Origin of the sequence: Sandarakinorhabdus sp., assembly GCF_041689835.1 — a bacterium.
Lineage (GTDB): Bacteria > Pseudomonadota > Alphaproteobacteria > Sphingomonadales > Sphingomonadaceae > Sandarakinorhabdus.
This window is the reverse complement of record NZ_JBDNFM010000161.1, coordinates 1-16,252: the sequence shown is the minus strand read 5'-3', so window position 1 is coordinate 16,252 and position 16,252 is coordinate 1. Positions and strand designations below refer to the sequence as shown.

Here is a 16,252-nt window from a genome sequence, read left to right as displayed (position 1 = left end):
GGCGAGCCTTGATCCGTTTTTCCCGGCTGGGCCGGCGGCGGCGGCGGACGCGGCTTCAGGCCTTGATCTGGTGCTGCTGGGCACGCGGGTCGATGCGGCATCGTGCCGGGGATCGGCGATCATCGCCGCCCCCGATGGCCAGCAGCAGAGCATCGGCGTAGGAGATGAGGTGATGCCCGGCGTGCGGCTGGTGGCGGTGGAATTTGAATCCGTAACGCTGGACCGCGGCGGCACGCGCGAGCAATTGTACATCGATCAATCGGGCAGCCCGGCCGATGCCGAGCCGCCCCGGCAGGACCGCAAATGACGCGCAAAACCTCCCCTGCCCTTTTGGCCCAAACCCTGATGACTTTGCTGATCGCCGCCCCGGCGCTGGCCCAGCAAACGGTCAATCTGCGCGACGCCGATGTGCGCGTCTTTATTCAGGATGTGTCGCGCGCTACGGGCCGCACGTTCATCATCGATCCGCGTGTGCAGGGCAAGGTTTCGGTGGTTTCCGAACGCCCGCTCGATCAAGCGGGTTATTTCGAACTGTTCCTTTCGACGCTGCGTGCCAACGGGCTGGTGGTCACGCCGGCCGCTGGCGGGGCATTTCGCGTTACCCCGGCCGATGGTGCTGCAACCCAACCCTCCGGCGGGGCATCGGCAGGCTTGGGCCGTGACCGGTTTCAGACAATCGTGATCAACCTCAGTTTCATCGATGCCGCATCGGCTGTTGAAACGCTGCGTCCGTTGGTGAGCCGCGAAGGCCAGGTGACGGCCAACCGCGCCGGCAATGCGGTGATTGTGGCGGATTACGCCGACAACGTCGCCCGCGTGCGTCAGCTTGCCCGCCAGATCGATCAGGACCGGGCCGCTGTGCGCGTGATTGCCCTGAAACACGCCGGCGCCCGCGAGATTGCCGCCAGCCTGTCTCAGGTTGCGCAAGGCTCGGCGGAAGGCCGCGGCTGGCAGGCGGCGCCGGTGGATGCCAGCAACAGCCTGATTTTGCGCGGTGATCCGGCGACGCTGAGCAAGCTGGCGCGCATCGTCGCCGAACTTGATCAAGCGGCGGCCGCCGGCAGCGATGTGCGGGTATTTTTCCTGAAACACGCCGATGCCGAAAAATTGGTGCCGGTGCTGCAACAGCTTGTTGGCCAACCGATAAGCCCGGCCAGCCAGGCCGCCCCGATGACGCAGCCAGCGCAAAGCGCGTTCGGCAATGCGAGCGGCGCCAATCAGGGCCAGCCCGCCGCCAGTGCGCCGCTGCCAGCCGCGCCGTCCGGCGGCAGCCTTGGCACCAGCGGCTTTGTGCCCGGCGCCAGCATCGGCCGCGGCCAGGCGGTGATTGCGCGTTATGAGGGCGCCAACGCCGTGGTGATCGCCGCGCCCACCGATGTGCAGCGCCGGCTGGGTGAAGTGATCCGCCAGCTGGATGTGCGCCGCGAACAGGTGCTGGTGGAAGCGGTAATCGTGGAGATCAGCGACGTTGCTGCGCAGCGGCTGGGCGTGCAGTTCCTGCTGTCGGGCACCGGCGGCTCCAACATTCCGTTTTCCGTCACCAACTATAGCAACGCCGCGCCCAATCTGCTGGCCGTGGCCGGCGCGATTGCATCCGAAAAACGCTATGGCCAGGATAATTCCACCACGGTTGCCCTGCGCAATGCAGCGGTGAGCAGCTTGCTCAATGCCACTGGCGGCCAGTTCGGCTTTGGCGGCAATCTGGGCAGCAATGCGGAGTTCGGTTTCGTCGTCAACGCCGTGAAGGCCGATACCGCGTCCAACGTGCTGTCAACGCCGTCGGTGATGACGCTGGACAATGCCCAGGCCCGCATACTGGTGGGCCAGAATGTGCCACTTGCAACCGGCCAGGCGCTGTCGAACAATTTCGACAATGCGTTTCGCACCGTGCAGCGCCAGGATATCGGTATTGCGCTGGATGTGCGGCCACAGATCAACGCCGGCGGCACCATCAAGCTGACGCTGCGGCAGGAGGTGAGCAGCATCGCGACCTCAATCGTTACCCAGAATATCCCCGATATCATCCTCAACAAGCGTGAAATCACGACCACAGTCACCGTGGACGATGGCCAGATCATCGCGCTGGGCGGCCTGATCGACGAAAATGAGCGCCGCGCCATCGAAAAGGTGCCGTTGCTGGGCGACATCCCGATCCTGGGCAATCTGTTCCGTTCCAAATCGCGCGACCGCACCAAGACCAACCTGATGGTGTTCATCCGCTCGACGATCATCAGGAACGCCGAAGACGCCGCCCAGATCACCGGGGAGCGTTACCAGTATGTGCGCGCCGAACAGGCCCGCCGCGAAGGCACGCAAATCCCCAGCATCGATGCGCTGGTGCGGGATTATCTGAAGGCGCCGATCCCCGGTGCGGCCCAGCAAGTCGCGCTCCCCGCAACGCCGCCAAAACCATGAGCCAGCCGGCGCTTTCCCCCATGTTGTCTTACGCCTTTGCCAAGGCGCAGGGCGTGATCGTCACCGCGCTGGGTGATGTGGCACAGGTGGCGCGCCGGGCTGGCAGCAATGCATTGGCGCTGGCCGAAGTGCGCCGCATTGCCGGCCGCCCGCTGGCGCTGCACGAAGTGGCCGATGCGGAATTCGATCGGCTGCTGCAGGATCATTATGCCCGCAGCGCCTACGCCGGACAGGCCGATGAGCTGGCGGGTTTTGGCGACGACATGCCATCGGCCGAAGATCTGCTGGCCAGCGACGACGAAGCCCCCGCCATCCGCCTGATCAACGGCCTGATTGCCGAGGCTGCGCGGATGAAGGCATCGGATATCCACATCGAGCCGTTTGAAACCGCGCTGATCATCAGGATGCGCGCCGACGGCGAATTGAAGGAAATGCACCGGTTGCCGCCCGGCGTCGCGGCGCTGCTGGTCAGCCGCATCAAGGTGATGGCGCGGCTGGATATCGCCGAACGCCGGCTGCCGCAGGATGGCCGCATGGATCTGACGCTGGGCAGCAAACGCCTTGATGTGCGCGTTTCCACACTGCCGGCGCGCGGCGGAGAGCGGGTGGTGCTGCGCCTGCTCGACAAGGAAAATGCCGGCATCGATCTGGCCGCGCTGGGCATGCCCGCCGGCATCGAAGCCGATTTCCGCGCCGCGCTGGCCGCCCCCAATGGCCTGGTGCTGGTGACCGGCCCGACCGGAAGCGGCAAGACGACGACGCTTTATGCCGGGCTGAAACTGCTCAACGACGGCCGCAGCAATATCCTCACCGTGGAAGACCCAGTGGAATATGCCGTCGATGGCATCGGGCAGACTCAGGTGAACCCCAAGGTTGGCCTCAGCTTCGCCGCCGGCCTGCGGGCGATTTTGCGGCAAGATCCCGATGTGGTGATGGTCGGCGAAATCCGCGATGCCGAAACCGCCAGCATCGCCGTGCAGGCCGCGCTCACCGGCCATCTTGTGCTGTCGTCGCTGCACACCAACGATGCCGCCAGCGCCATCACCCGCCTGCGCGATTTCGGCGTTGAGCCGTTCCTGCTTGCCGCCACGCTGCGCGCCGTGGTGGCGCAGCGGCTGGTGCGCCGGCTGTGCCCGGAATGCCGCACCGCCCACGCCGCCGATGCAGGGACCGCCGCTGCGCTGGGCATCGCTGCCGGTTCGCCCGTATGGCAAGCACCGGGCTGCGCCGCCTGCAACCACACGGGCTGGCAAGGCCGTGTGGGCCTGTACGACATCATCCGCATGACCGACGCGCTGGCGGTGCGCATCAACGACGGTGCCACCGCCGCCGATCTGGCCGCCGCTGCCGGCAGCCCCGGGCTGGCTGAGATTGCCGCCCGCGCCGTGATGGACGGGCTGACCACCCCGACTGAAGCGCTGCGCGTCATTGGTGGTGTGGAGCCGGCCGATGGCTGAGTTTCGCTACGAAGCGCTCGATATTGCCGGCAAGCCGCGTTCGGGGCGCATCAACGCGGCCAACAGCGCAGCCGCCCGTGCCGACCTGCTGGACAAACGCCTGTTTGCCACCAGGCTGGACGCCAGCAGCGGGGCGGGCGGCGAACCGGTGCTGGCCGTGGGCAGCGCCAGGCTGAGCCCCAGCGCGCTGTCGCTGTTCACGCGGCAATTGGCGACGCTGGCTGCCGTCACCCCGCTCGAAGAAGCGCTGCGTACCATCGTCAAGCAAACCGAAGGCGCACGCCCCCGTACCGTGCTCACCACTGTTCACGGCGCCGTGATCGAAGGCCGCCGCCTTTCGGACGCGATGGCACTCGAAGCACTGAGTTTTCCGCCGCTGTACCGCGCCATGGTCGCTGCAGGTGAAGGCGCCGGCACGCTGCCGCAGGTGCTGGAACGGCTGGCGGCGCTGCTCGATCGGCAGGCCGAATTGAAAGGCCGTGTGCAGGCGGCGCTGGCCTATCCGGCGGCGCTGGCGGCGGTGGCGATGCTGGCGGTGGCGGCGTTGATGATATTCGTGGTGCCGCGCATTGCCGAACAATTTGCCGATATCGGCCAGACGCTGCCGCTGCTCACCCGCATCGTGATGGCGCTCAGTCATGCGCTGGCGGCGGGCTGGTGGGCGATCCTGCTGGTGGGGGCGGGCGGCGCTGTGCTGGCCAGACGCGCCCTGCGTGATGAGGCGCTGCGCCGGCGTTTCGATGCCTGGCTGCTGCGTCTGCCGCTGGCGGGGCGGTTGCTGCGCGATTGGCAGGCCGCCCGGCTGGCGCGCACGCTGGCGATGATGGTGGCGAGCCGGTTGCCGCTGGTCGAAGGCCTCAAGCTGACATTGCCCACCATCGGCAGTCGCGAAATCCGCGCCCGCATTGCCCAGATGGCCGACGATATCAGCGAAGGCGCCAGCCTGACCGCCGCGATGCGCCGTGCCGCCGTGTTGCCGCCGCTGCTGGTGGCCATGGCTGCTGGCGGCGAAAGCGCCGGGCGCCTTGATGTGATGCTGGAAAAGGGCGCCGAAGCGCTCGAACGCGAGTTCGATACGCTCACGCGTTCGGCGCTGGCGCTGCTGGAGCCGGCGATCATTCTGGTGATGGGCGGCGCGGTGGCGATGATCGTGCTGTCAATCCTGCTGCCCATCCTGCAACTCGAAAGCCTGGCCCAACCATGAAACGCCATAATAAGCGCGAGGAACAGGGCTTCACCCTCATCGAGATGATGGTGGTGATCGTCATCATCGGCATACTGACGACAGTGGTGGTGCTCAATGTGCTGCCCGATGTGGACAAGGCCGCCATCACCCGCACCCGCGCCGATATCGCCACGCTGGAAACCGCGTTGACCAGCTACAAGGCCGACACGATGATTTTCCCCACAACCAACCAGGGCCTTGCGGCGCTGAAGGCCGCGCCCACCGACATGGCCCAGCCCGAACGCTATCGCCCCGGCGGCTATGTGCAGCGGCTGCCAAACGATCCGTGGGGCCATCCCTATCAATATGTCAGCCCGGGCCGCAAAGGCGCGTTCGACGTGTGGTCGATGGGGCCGGACGGCCTGACCGGGCCGGGGGGGGAGGCCGATGACATCGGCAACTGGAACCTCTGAGCAGCGCCCGGGCCAGGCCGGCTTCACGCTGGTGGAACTGGTGGTGGTGATGGCCATCATCGGCATCACCAGCGCTGCGCTCGTGCTCACCCTGCCCGGCCCGGACGACCGGGTGCGCAGCGCTACCGTGAAACTGGCAGCGCAGGCCGCTGCAACGCGCGACATGGCGATCCTGACGGGGCAGAGCACGACATTCGCGCCAACGGTGCCGGAGGGGCTGACCCTCAGCAGCGAACCCGCCGGCCCGATCAGTTTCGATGCCACCGGCCTTGCCACCCCGGCGCGGATCGTCGTTTCCAGCGGCGATGCGGCAGCCAGCGTGACCATCGACGCGGCGGGAGGCGTCAATGCGCGCTGAGCGCACATCACAGGGGGGCTTCAGCCTGATCGAGGTGATGGTGGCGCTGGCCATTTTTGGCCTCGCTGCTGTCGCGCTCATTCGTTTGCAGGGCGTCAGCCTGGCCAGCGCCGCCACATTGTCCGATCGCCAATATGCCGCCATCGTCGCCCGCAATCAGACGCTGGAAGCCATGCTGGCCGCCACAGCGCCCACCGCCGACCAAGGCCGCGAACGCGCCGGCAGCCGCGAATGGCCGTGGCGGCGGCAGATCGGCCCCGGCCCTGATCCCGGCACCTTGCTGATCGCGGTGGCCGTCACCGGCGACAATGGCCAGGTGATCGCGGCGGACAGCCTGTTGTGGAGCGCGCGGTGAGAGAGGCCGGCTTCACCCTGATCGAATTGCTGGTTGGCCTGTTCCTGTTTGGCCTGATGGCGGCGGCTGGCACGGCGCTGCTGGCCGGCAGTGTGCAGGCCAGCAGCCAGGCACAGGCGCTGGTGGGCACCAGCGGCGATCTTGCCCGGCTGCGCGCGCTGCTCATTGCCGATGCCGGCCAAGCCGCGCCCCGCCCGTGGCGGGATAACGAAGGCCGCCCGCACCCGGCCTTTTCCAGCAACGATGGCACGCTGTTCACGCTGGTGCGGCGCGGCTGGGCCAATCCCGGCAATGCGGCGCGGGCCTCGCTGCAGCGGGTGGTGTGGGTGATCGACGGCGATGCCCTCGTCCGCCGCTCCGCCGCGATGGTGGACGGAACCGACGCGGCTCAGGCCAGCGTGCTGGCGCGCGGAGTGACGGCGGCGCGGCTGCGGGTGCTCACGGCGCAAGGCTGGCAAGACGGCTGGAGCGGGGAGGCCGGCCAATTGCCGCGCGCCATCGAACTCACGCTGGATGGGCCGCAGATCGGCCACGTTCGCCAGATTGTGCCTGTGGGGCCGGGCGCATGACGGGGCACATGACGGGGCGCACGACAGGGCGCACGACCCCGCCGATTCCTCCGCAAGAACAGGGCGCGGCGCTGATCAACGTGCTGGTGCTGGTGGGCGTGCTGGCGGCGCTGTCCACCAGCCTGTTCGATCGGCTGCGGCTTGCCCGCCATCTCGATGCCACTCGCGCCGGGCTGGAGGCGGCGCGCGGCGCGGCGCTGGCCGGCGAGACGATGATCCTGGCCCGGCTGCCCCCCGCCTCTGAAATGCCGGTGTTGCCGCAGCAGGCGTTTGCGCTGCCCACGCCGGCCGGCCCCGCCACGGTGACGCTCAGCCCCGGCGGCAATTGCTTCAATCTCAACAGTGTCGCCATGGGGCCGCCGGGGCGCACACTCACCCGGCCGCTTGGCACCGAACAACTGGCCGCACTGCTTGGCCTGCTCGATGTGCCGCAAGCCGAAGCCCAGCGTATCGCCGCCGCCACCGCCGATTGGGTGGATGTGGATCAGCAACCGGGGTCGGGCGGCGCCGAAGATCCGGCCTATGCCCGCGCCGCCACGCCGTACCGCACCGCCGGCACATTGCTGGCCGAAACCAGCGAATGGCGCGCGGTGGCCGGCGTTACCCCCGCCATTTTCGCCCGCACCGCACCGCACCTGTGCGCCCTGCCCGAAGCCGAGCTTTCGCGCCCCAATCTCAACAGCCTTGCCGCTGCCGATGCGCCAGTGCTGGCCGCCATCGCCGGTGTGCCGCTGGCAGCCGCGCGTGACATCATTGCCGCCAGGCCGGCTGGCGGCTGGCGCGATGTTGCGGCGTTCTGGGCGCAGCCACTGCTGGCTGGCCGCCAGATCGCCGCCGACGCGCTGCGCCAGCCCGGCACGCGCGACCGTTTCGTGGCGTTCCGCATGACAACGACAATCGATGATGTGACACTGGCGCAAACCGGCCTTGTCGATACCGGCACGGCGCCGGCCAAGCTGCTGCTGCGCCGTTGGGGGGATGAGGCATGATGCTGGTCACGCTCGCGCCCGCGCCGCGCTGGCAGCGGCTGGACGGCGGCCGCGTGCTTGCCGCAGGTGATGGCTGGCCCCAACCCGATCCCGCCACGCCGCTGGTGCTCGCCGTGCCCGGCGAGGCGGCGGCGCTGCACTGGCTCGATCTGCCCGATCTGGCGCCGGCGCAGGCCGCCGCCGCCGCCCGGATGGCATTGGCCGACCGGCTGGGCGAGGCCGATCCCCATATCGCCGTCGCGCCCGGCAGCGGCCTGCGCGTGGTGGCCGTGGTGGCGCGTAAAGCCATGGCTGGCTGGCTCGCCGAAGCGGCACGGGCCGGCTGGAAGCCCGCTGCACTGATCCCCGATCCCTTGCTGCTGCCAGCCCCGGCCGCTGGCTGGGCCGTGGCACAAGAGGGCACGCGCGTGCTCGCCCGCAGCGCCGCAGCGGCCTTTGCCGCCGAGGCCGACCTTGCCGCTGCCATCATCGGCAACGCCAGCACCAGCCCGGCGCGGCTGCAGTTACCTGATCCGCTGCCGATCGATCTGCTTTCTGGCGACTATGCTCCCGTCACCCGTTGGCAGCCCGACAGGCGGCAAGTGCGGCGGCTGGCGCTGCTTGCGGCGAGCATATTGGGGCTGTGGCTGGGCGGTGATATTGCTGCGCTGGTTCAAGCCGGCAGCGCCGTGCGCGCGGCCGATAGCCAAGTGCAGGCACTGGCGCCCGGCGCCGAGGACAGCGCTTCGGCGTTGTCGATGTTGCAGGTGCAGGCGCAAAAGCGCGGCGCGGCGGGCGGGCTGGCAGGGCTGGCCGGGCCGCTGGTGCAGGCGCTGGGCAATCGCCCGGGCGCCGGGCTGGCCAGCCTGGGCTATACGCCCGCCGGCGGGCTGGTGGCCGGGGTGGCAGGCGGCGGCGGTGAAGCACAGGCACTGGCCGATGCGCTTGGGCAGGCGGGGCTGGCGGCCAGCGCAGGCGCCACCCGCGCGACCACCGATGGCAGCGTGAGCGATGTGACGGTGCGCGCGAAATGATGGCGATGTTTTCCCCGTGGTGGGCGCAACGCAGCGGCCGCGAGCGCGTGCTGCTTGGTATCATGCTGGCGTTGCTGGGCGCGCTGCTGGTTTGGCTGCTGCTGGTGCGCCCGATCGCTGCGGCACGCGAGGCAGCGCAGGCGGAGGCCGTGACAGCCGACGCCCGGCTCGCGCAGGCGCAAGCACTTGCCGCGGCGATTCTGGCCCGCCCGGCAATCAGTCCGGCACCGGTGATCGACGTGCTCAACCGCCGTCTCGCCGATGCCGGGCTGCAGCCAGCGCGGCTGGAGGCACAAGGGCCGGGCCAAGCCGTGCTGGAAATTGCCGCCATCAACGGGCGGCTGCTGATCGGCTGGGCCACCGGGCTCGAACAGCGCGACGGGCTGGTGATCGAGCAGCTGGAAGCCAGCCGCAACCCCGACCAATCGGTGCGGGCGCGCCTGCTGGTGCGGAGCGCCGGGTGAGGCGGGGGCTGGCTTTGGGCCTTGGCCTGATTGCCGGGCTGGCGGCGCTGCTGCCGGCGCGGCTGCTGCTGCCGGCGCCGCCTCTGGCGGCCACCGCGGTGCGCGGGAACGTGTGGCACGCAGAATTGACCGGCGCGGCGCTGGGCCGGATGCAGCTGGGTGACACGGCGATGGCGCTGCAGCCGGGCGCCCTGCTCAGGGGCCGGATCCAGTGGGATGTGCTGGGGAGTGCTACGGGGCTGATCTGGCGCGGCTTTACCGCGGGCGGCGTATCGGGGCTGAATGGCCGGGTGAACGGCAGCCCGCTGCCCGGCTTGCCGCTGGCCGGGGTGAACCTGGCCGATGTGATGGCAACGCTGGACGGCGCGGGTCGCTGCGAGGCGGCGGGCGGGCAGGTGACGGCCGAACTGGCGCTGCCGCTGGCCGGTCAGCGCCAATTGGCCGGCGCGCCGCGCTGCGAAGGGGCGGCGCTGCTGCTGCCGTTGGCCAGCGGCGATGGCCGTGTGCGGCTGGAATTGATCAGCAACATCGGCCGCTGGACAGCGCGGCTGGTGATATCCGGCGCGGCGCCGAGCGAAGCCGCCGCGCTGGCCGCTGGCGGATTTCGGGCCGAAGCCGGCGCATTGGTAAAAGAGGAAACCGGGACATGGTGATCGCTGCCTTGCTGGCGCTGCAACTGGCTGCTGCCGGGCCAACGCTTCCGGCGCCTTTTGCCGAGCTGCCGCCGCAAACGCTCGAAGCCGGCACCTGTGCGCTGTTTTTGTGGGACCGGGCGAGCGGCCAGCGCATCGCCATGCTGGGCCGCACGCCGCCGATCCTGCGCGCCATCATCGATGGCCGCTCCACCGATTTGCCGGCAGAGGCGCGCGACGGCGAAAGCGTGATGGGCTTTGCGCCGATCAGCCGATATCGTTCGGCCAGCCGCAGTTTCGAGGTGCGGCTGACCATATTGCCCGCCACCGCCGGCGGCGCCGTGGTGCGCGATGGCAGTCTGACCATCACCGAAAGTGACGGCAGCGCCGTTGTGTTGCCAGTGGCGGGCCTGGCCGGCTGCCCCCAATGACGGCGGCTTTGTAATGGCTGCACGGCGCACCAACACGCGCACGGAATGGGCGCTGGCGATCGGCGGCGGCCTGGCGCTGTCGGCCGGCCTGGTGTGGATATTGCGCGGCGGTGACGAGCCGCCGCCTGCGCCCCCAACGCCGGCGCCAGCCGTCGCCGCGCCGGTGCCGCCGCCTGCCGCTGCAACCACTGCGCCGGTTGATCTGGCGCTGGCCGGCCTGCGTGCCGGGCCGGATGGCGGCATGGCGATCGTGGTCGCCGGCGGGAAGCAATATCTGTTGCGCCCTGGCCGCAGCCTGCCCGGCGGCATCAGGCTGCTGCGCGTCGAGCCGGGCCGCGCCATACTGGCCGGGCCTGCGGGCGAGTTGGTGCTGGCCTTTGGTGATGCCGGGCCGGCCAACGCAGCCGGGCAGGCCGCGCCGCCCGGCGGTGATCCAACCCCGTGGCGGCTGGCGCTGCGCCCGGTGAAGGCCAGTGGCCGGGTCACGGGCTGGCGGCTCGATAGTCTGTCCGGGCTGCCGGCGCTGGCGCGGGCTGGGCTCAGGCCGGGCGATGTGCTGCTTTCGGCCAATGGCACCGATCTGATTTCGGAAGAAAAGATCATGGAATTGCCGCAGGAATTGGCCGCCAACGGCCGCTTGCTGCTGGCCTATCGGCGCGGCGCGGCACGGCGGGAAGCGGTGGTAACGCCCTGACCTGGTCGAGATTGAGCCGCAACTGGATCGCGACTGGGCCGATCGCGCTGTCACGAAACCGCAACCCTGGCGTCACTGAATCGCCATTGATCCGTAATGCCGGTGCAACCTTCCCGTAATCGCGCCGCCACGAATCGCGCCTATTGCCCTGCCCATCGCGGGGGCGCTGTCGGCCACAGTTCACCCCAATCTTGCCAACCACCCGGCCAATAGGGGTCAACCCATGATGCGCTCACAGAATTTCCGCCTTCGCAATCTGCTCATGATCGGTTCGGCGTTGGTCCTGGTGGCCTGCGATGGTGCCAAGAACATTGCGTCGCCCGGCGAAGGCGCCATCGTGGTGCCGCCGCCGGCCCCGGCTCCCGCTCCGGCCCCGACGCCCACCCCCACCCCGACTGGCCCAGCTGCCGATTGCCCCACCGGCACCACCAATGTTGGCGTCATCAACAATCTGCGCAATTGCCAGATTTCCGGCACCGTCACCGGCGGGCTCACCTTGCGTAACATTCGCGGCACGGTGTATTCGTTGTCGGGCCGCGTCAACGTCGGCACCGATCTGGGCGCCGATCCCGGCGCGCCGGTTGCTGGCGCAGTTCAAGGCATCCTCACCATCGAACCGGGTGTGGTCGTGTTCGGCTCGTCTGGTGCCGATGCGCTGGTGATCAACCGTGGTTCGCAGATCTTTGCCGAAGGCAGCGCGACCCGCCCGATCGTCTTCACCAGCCGTTCCAACATGGAAGGCGCTGTGAACGACAGTTCGATCGGCCAGTGGGGCGGCATCGTCGTGCTCGGCCGCGCGCCGATCCACACCTGCGTTGGCGCCGGCGCTGCGCCCGGCACAGTTGCATGCCAATCGGCCATCGAAGGCCTGACCGGCGCATTTTACGGCGGCGGCAGCCCGGCTGACAACTCGGGCCGGCTGGCCTACATTCAGGTGCGCTTCCCCGGCTTTGAAGTCAGCCCCGGCAACGAGCTGAACGGCATCACGTTCGGCGGCGTCGGCAACGGCACCACCGCCAATTTCATCCAGGTCCACAACAGTTCCGATGATGGCATCGAATGGTTTGGTGGCCGCGTGAGCCACAAGAACGTCGTGATCACCGGTGCGGACGATGATTCGCTCGATACCGATCTCGGCTTCAAGGGCCTGATGCAATATGTTCTGGTCGTGCAGCGCACCAACGGCGGCGACCGTGTGATCGAAGCCGAAACCTCGGGCAGTGAAACCCGCACGCCGCGCTCCAACCCGCGCATCGCCAATTTCACCTTCATCGGCAACCGCACGCCCGACAGCGTGCTGCTGCGCGGCGGCACCGATTATGGCCTGGTGAACGGCATCATCCGCAACACCACCGCGACCGGCCTGTGCCTCGATATCGATGGCGCGCAAACGGCGGTGACCGCCGCCGATGCTGCCATCGACGAAGCCGGCGCGCCGGTGTTCCGTTCGGTAATCTTCGGTTGCTCGGGCGCGGCCCGTGACGAAGCCGACGTGCCGCTGGTCAGCATCACGCCGATCATCACCGGCAACAACAACCTACTGCCGCCGGTAATTCTGACGCTGACCGATATCTTCCTGCCGGGCAGCTTTGAAACCAGCGCCGTCGCCACCAATCCGCGCACGGCCTACACCGGTACCGGCACGTTCTTCGATGAAACCACGTTCGTGGGCGCGTTCCGCACCGCCGCTGATACCTGGTACACCGGTTGGACATGCGGCGTTGGCACGGGCGCCGCCGCCTGCACCGCAGCGCCCTCGCCAATCCAGTAAGCGCCGATCCAGTAAGCGCCCTGGCCGGCAGCGCGCTTCTTGCCGCTGCCGGCCGCCGCACTTCGACCGGGGACAAGAAGATGACGAAACTGCTGCCTTTACTGCTTTCGACCTCCATGATGGCGGCGTTTGCCGCCCCAGCCCGGGCGCAATCGGCGACGCCGCCGGCCCCCGCACCTGTACCGGCCGCTGAAGCCGCGCCCGAGGAAGAGCCGGTCGACATTTCGATCCCAGGCGGCGGCGGCAGTGAAATTGTCGTTATCGGCCGGCGCATCCCCAACTCGGTGCGGCTCAGCCGCGAGGTGGTGTCGGTATTGAGCCAAGCCGATATCGCCCGCTCCGGCGAAGGCGATATTGCCGGCGCCCTCAAGCGCGTTACGGGCCTGTCGGTGGTCGGCAACGGCTATGTTTATGTGCGCGGTCTTGGCGAACGCTACTCGCTGGCCCTGCTCAACGGCTTGCCGATCCCGTCGCCCGATCCGCTGCGCCGCGTGGTGCCGCTTGATCTGTTCCCGACCTCGGTGCTGGCATCGTCGGTCGTGCAGAAAAGCTATTCGGTGAACTTTCCCGGCGAATTCGGCGGCGGCGTCATCAACCTGACAACGCGCGCCGTGCCCAAGGAAGCCTTCTTCAATATCGGCGGCAGCATTGGTGCCAACACGGCCACCACCGGCCAGCTTGGCTATGTTTATTCCGGCGGCCGCACGGACTGGACCGGCTATGACGACGGCACCCGTACCCTGCCCAACGGCATCCGCACCAGCCAGGACGGCGGCAAAGCGCTCGCCGTTGGTGCCAACTACACGCTGCGCCAGCTGCAGGATGTCACGGCGACGCTGGCCAACGCCCAGACCAACGTGATCTTCAGCAACGACAACATTCCCGTAAACTGGAGCGGTAACATGTCAGGCGGCAGAGCCTGGGATGTGGGCGATGCGCGCATCGGCTTCGTGTTTGCTGCCGGCCTGTCGAACGAGTTCCAGACCAAGGCCGGCAAGCAGCAATTGTCCGGCGGCGCCGCAGTTGGCCCCGGCGGCGCGCTGCAGCTGAATCCGGATCAGGATTTCGATTTTGCCGCCACGGAATTCCGCAGTGTCGTCAATGGCTTGTTCAGCATTGGCGCGGAATTCGGCGATCACAAGGTCCGCTTTGTCAATGTCTATGTCAACGACACCATCAAGGAAGCCCGCATCCAGTCCGGCACCGATGACATCAACGTTGGCCGTGATCGCCAACTGCAGCGCACGGCCACGGCATTGTTTCGCCGCCAGCTGATCGACACGCAGTTTGTTGGCGAATTCAAATTCGACGATCTGACCGTCGATCTGCGCGGCACCTATGCCAATTCCAAGCGCCTTGCACCCTACGAGCGCTTCAACAATTATGCCTTTTCGGCTGAATTCAACGATTTCGTCAACGATTTGCGCTCGCCGGGCCAATCCAGCCTGGTTGCCTTCAGTCGCCTGAACGAAAACGTGCTCGGCGGCGGTCTGGACCTTGGTTACAAGATCCGCGGCGGCCCGTTCCCGATCAAGCTGACCGCTGGCTATGCCTACAGCAAGGCTGATCGCACCTCGGAGCGTTTTGACTATCGCTACCAGACCAACGCCGCCCTGCCCGGCGCCGTGACGCAGCAACGGTCAGATTTCCTGCTGTCCGATTACAACGTGTACACCTATGGCATCATCCTCAACACCATCTCCACGGTGGCGCCGCGCTATGATGCCGGGCTGACCGTGCATGCCGGTTATGGCCAGATCGAACTGGAACCGACCGACGGCGTGCAAGTGGTGGCCGGCGTGCGTTACGAAACCGGCCGGCAGAATGTGACGCCGGTTGACGTGTTCAATGCCAACCCCGGTTCGGCGTTCAACACCCCAACCGACATCGACGAAGATTACTGGCTGCCGGCGCTGACCGTGACCTGGAATTTCGCCGAAGACATGCAGTTGCGCTTTGCCGCGTCGAAAACCATCGCGCGTCCGCAGTTTCGTGAATTGGCGCCGCAGCCCTATTTCGACACCGAAAGCGATCGTCTCAGCTTTGGCAACCAGTTCCTCGCCAACTCGCAGCTGATCAACGTCGAAGCCCGGTATGAATGGTATTTCGGCCGCGACGAGCGTTTGGCGGTTGGCGGTTTCTTCAAGGACATCGAAAAACCCATCGATGCCATCGCATTCGTGCAGGGCGGCACCTTCCAGACGACGTTTGCCAACGTGCCCAACGCCCGGCTTTATGGTGCCGAAATCGAGGCGCAGAAATATTTCGACCTGTCGAGCTGGGGTGATTTCTTTGCCACCCGCCGCTTTTTCATCTCCGCCAACTACACCTACACCGACAGCAAATTGCGCGTGAAGGCCGGAGACACCACCCGCTTCCCGCTGTCGGGCGCGGTGGTGCCAGCCACCGACATCTTCAAGAACGGCCTGCCGCTCACAGGCCAGTCCGATCATGTCGCCAACCTGTCGTTCGGTTTCCAGGATGATGAAGGCCTTTCGGAACAGACCATCCTGTTCAACTATGCCAGCAACCGCGTCGCGTTCCGCGGCCCGTCGGGCCAGCCCGATCTGGTGGAAAAGCCCGGCATCCGGTTTGATCTGGTGCTGCGCCAGGGCATCAAGCTGCTGGGCACCGATCTGGAAGTGAAGCTGGAAGGCCGCAACCTGACCAACACGCGTTATCAGGAATTCCAGCGCCTGAACGCCAGCCGCATCGATACCAACACCTACGTGTTGGGCCGCACATTTCAGGCCAGTGTTTCGGCCAAGTTCTGAGTTGAGTTGCCCCCGATACAGCCGCCGGAGCCCGGGCTCCGGCGGCTTTTTCGTGTCGGATCACCAATTTCAGATCACTGGGGGATGCCGGCGCGGGCGATCGCGAAACCACGCCGTGATGATGTATTTGGTGCCGGCCCGCACTGGCAGCCCGGCATGCAGCGTGAAGGCGTTGGGCTGGCCATCGGCAGTGCGGTTGCACCACGCCGCCAGCTTGCCGGTTTCGGGCTGGATGGTCTTGTCCAGATGCTGGAAGCGCGTGGCGCCGCCGGCTTTGGGTTCGTTCAGATAGACCATCATGGTCCAGGTGCGCTGGCCGCCGTCTTCGGTGTGCGGGAAATAATCCAGCCCTGACGGTTCGAAATAATCGGTATGCATCTGGAATTGCTGGCCCACCGCATAACGCTGGCCTTGCAGGGCTTCGCCGTGGGCGATATTCAGCCCGGCATAGTCTGCCAGCTGGCGGTAAACGCGGCCGACCAGCGGATCATCGGCCGGCAGATCGGCGGTTTCACTGGTACGGAAATCGCTGCCCGCCCCATAGGCATCGGTGATGGTGGACGGCCGGCGATGGACATCGATCAGGCTGATCAGCCCGGCGCAGTCCGCCGCAGTCCGCCGCAGTCCGCCGCAGTCCGCCGCAGTCCGCCGCAGTCCGCCGCAGTCCGCCGCAGTCCGCCGCAGTCCGCCGC

17 protein-coding genes are annotated in these 16,252 nt (G+C 67.4%); 16 read left to right on the top strand and 1 reads right to left on the bottom strand.

Features of this window, described 5'->3' with window-relative positions; all coding sequences use genetic code 11:
- From ACESL8_RS08825 to ACESL8_RS08750, 16 genes are all read left to right on the top strand, one after another.
- A partial coding sequence (locus ACESL8_RS08825; RefSeq protein WP_372917926.1) for a type II secretion system protein N occupies positions 1–307 on the top strand: 307 nt, incomplete at its 5' end.
- Positions 304–2,415: a type II secretion system secretin GspD gene (gene gspD / locus ACESL8_RS08820; protein WP_372917924.1), complete on the top strand. Its 2,112-nt coding sequence runs from the start codon at positions 304–306 to the stop codon at positions 2,413–2,415. The genes ACESL8_RS08825 and gspD, both read left to right, overlap by 4 nt.
- Positions 2,412–3,872 (top strand): GspE/PulE family protein, encoded by a 1,461-nt coding sequence (locus tag ACESL8_RS08815; RefSeq protein WP_372917922.1) that lies wholly within the window; start codon positions 2,412–2,414, stop codon positions 3,870–3,872. The genes gspD and ACESL8_RS08815 overlap by 4 nt, the downstream gene beginning before the upstream one ends.
- Positions 3,865–5,076, top strand: a complete 1,212-nt coding sequence (locus ACESL8_RS08810) for a type II secretion system F family protein (RefSeq protein WP_372917920.1) — start codon at positions 3,865–3,867, stop codon at positions 5,074–5,076. Before ACESL8_RS08815 ends, ACESL8_RS08810 begins: the two co-directional genes overlap by 8 nt.
- Positions 5,073–5,510, top strand: a complete 438-nt coding sequence (gspG, locus tag ACESL8_RS08805; protein ID WP_372917918.1) for a type II secretion system major pseudopilin GspG — start codon at positions 5,073–5,075, stop codon at positions 5,508–5,510. The genes ACESL8_RS08810 and gspG overlap by 4 nt, the downstream gene beginning before the upstream one ends.
- Entirely contained in the window at positions 5,485–5,868 is a 384-nt protein-coding gene (locus tag ACESL8_RS08800; RefSeq protein ID WP_372917916.1) for a Tfp pilus assembly protein FimT/FimU, read from the top strand. The genes gspG and ACESL8_RS08800 overlap by 26 nt, the downstream gene beginning before the upstream one ends.
- The gene (gspI, locus tag ACESL8_RS08795; protein ID WP_372917914.1) at positions 5,858–6,223 is read left to right on the top strand and encodes a type II secretion system minor pseudopilin GspI; all 366 of its coding nucleotides are present in this window, start codon (positions 5,858–5,860) and stop codon (positions 6,221–6,223) included. The genes ACESL8_RS08800 and gspI overlap by 11 nt, the downstream gene beginning before the upstream one ends.
- On the top strand, positions 6,220–6,792 hold the full coding sequence (gene gspJ / locus ACESL8_RS08790; protein WP_372917912.1) for a type II secretion system minor pseudopilin GspJ: 573 nt from the start codon (positions 6,220–6,222) through the stop codon (positions 6,790–6,792). Before gspI ends, gspJ begins: the two co-directional genes overlap by 4 nt.
- 8 nt (positions 6,793–6,800) lie before the next feature.
- A complete protein-coding gene (gene gspK / locus ACESL8_RS08785) occupies positions 6,801–7,781 on the top strand; it encodes a type II secretion system minor pseudopilin GspK (protein ID WP_372917910.1) in 981 nt (326 codons plus the stop codon).
- Positions 7,778–8,794 (top strand): type II secretion system protein GspL, encoded by a 1,017-nt coding sequence (gspL, locus tag ACESL8_RS08780; RefSeq protein ID WP_372917908.1) that lies wholly within the window; start codon positions 7,778–7,780, stop codon positions 8,792–8,794. Before gspK ends, gspL begins: the two co-directional genes overlap by 4 nt.
- Complete coding sequence (gene gspM / locus ACESL8_RS08775; protein WP_372917906.1) at positions 8,794–9,258, top strand: type II secretion system protein GspM; 465 nt, start codon at positions 8,794–8,796, stop codon at positions 9,256–9,258. Before gspL ends, gspM begins: the two co-directional genes overlap by 1 nt.
- A complete protein-coding gene (gspN, locus tag ACESL8_RS08770) occupies positions 9,255–9,911 on the top strand; it encodes a type II secretion system protein N (protein WP_372917904.1) in 657 nt (218 codons plus the stop codon). The genes gspM and gspN overlap by 4 nt, the downstream gene beginning before the upstream one ends.
- Entirely contained in the window at positions 9,905–10,321 is a 417-nt protein-coding gene (locus ACESL8_RS08765) for a hypothetical protein (protein WP_372917902.1), read from the top strand. The genes gspN and ACESL8_RS08765 overlap by 7 nt, the downstream gene beginning before the upstream one ends.
- A 13-nt stretch (positions 10,322–10,334) precedes the next feature.
- A complete protein-coding gene (locus ACESL8_RS08760) occupies positions 10,335–11,015 on the top strand; it encodes a hypothetical protein (RefSeq protein WP_372917900.1) in 681 nt (226 codons plus the stop codon).
- A 226-nt stretch (positions 11,016–11,241) separates the two neighbouring features.
- A complete protein-coding gene (locus ACESL8_RS08755; RefSeq protein ID WP_372917898.1) occupies positions 11,242–12,786 on the top strand; it encodes a hypothetical protein in 1,545 nt (514 codons plus the stop codon).
- On the top strand, positions 12,729–15,560 hold the full coding sequence (locus ACESL8_RS08750; protein ID WP_372917896.1) for a TonB-dependent receptor domain-containing protein: 2,832 nt from the start codon (positions 12,729–12,731) through the stop codon (positions 15,558–15,560). Before ACESL8_RS08755 ends, ACESL8_RS08750 begins: the two co-directional genes overlap by 58 nt.
- A gap of 69 nt (positions 15,561–15,629) precedes the next feature.
- On the opposite strand, the gene ACESL8_RS08745 is transcribed toward ACESL8_RS08750, so the two are convergent.
- Complete coding sequence (locus ACESL8_RS08745) at positions 15,630–16,244, bottom strand: prolyl hydroxylase family protein (protein ID WP_372917928.1); 615 nt, start codon at positions 16,242–16,244, stop codon at positions 15,630–15,632.
- Positions 16,245–16,252: the final 8 nt, after the last annotated feature.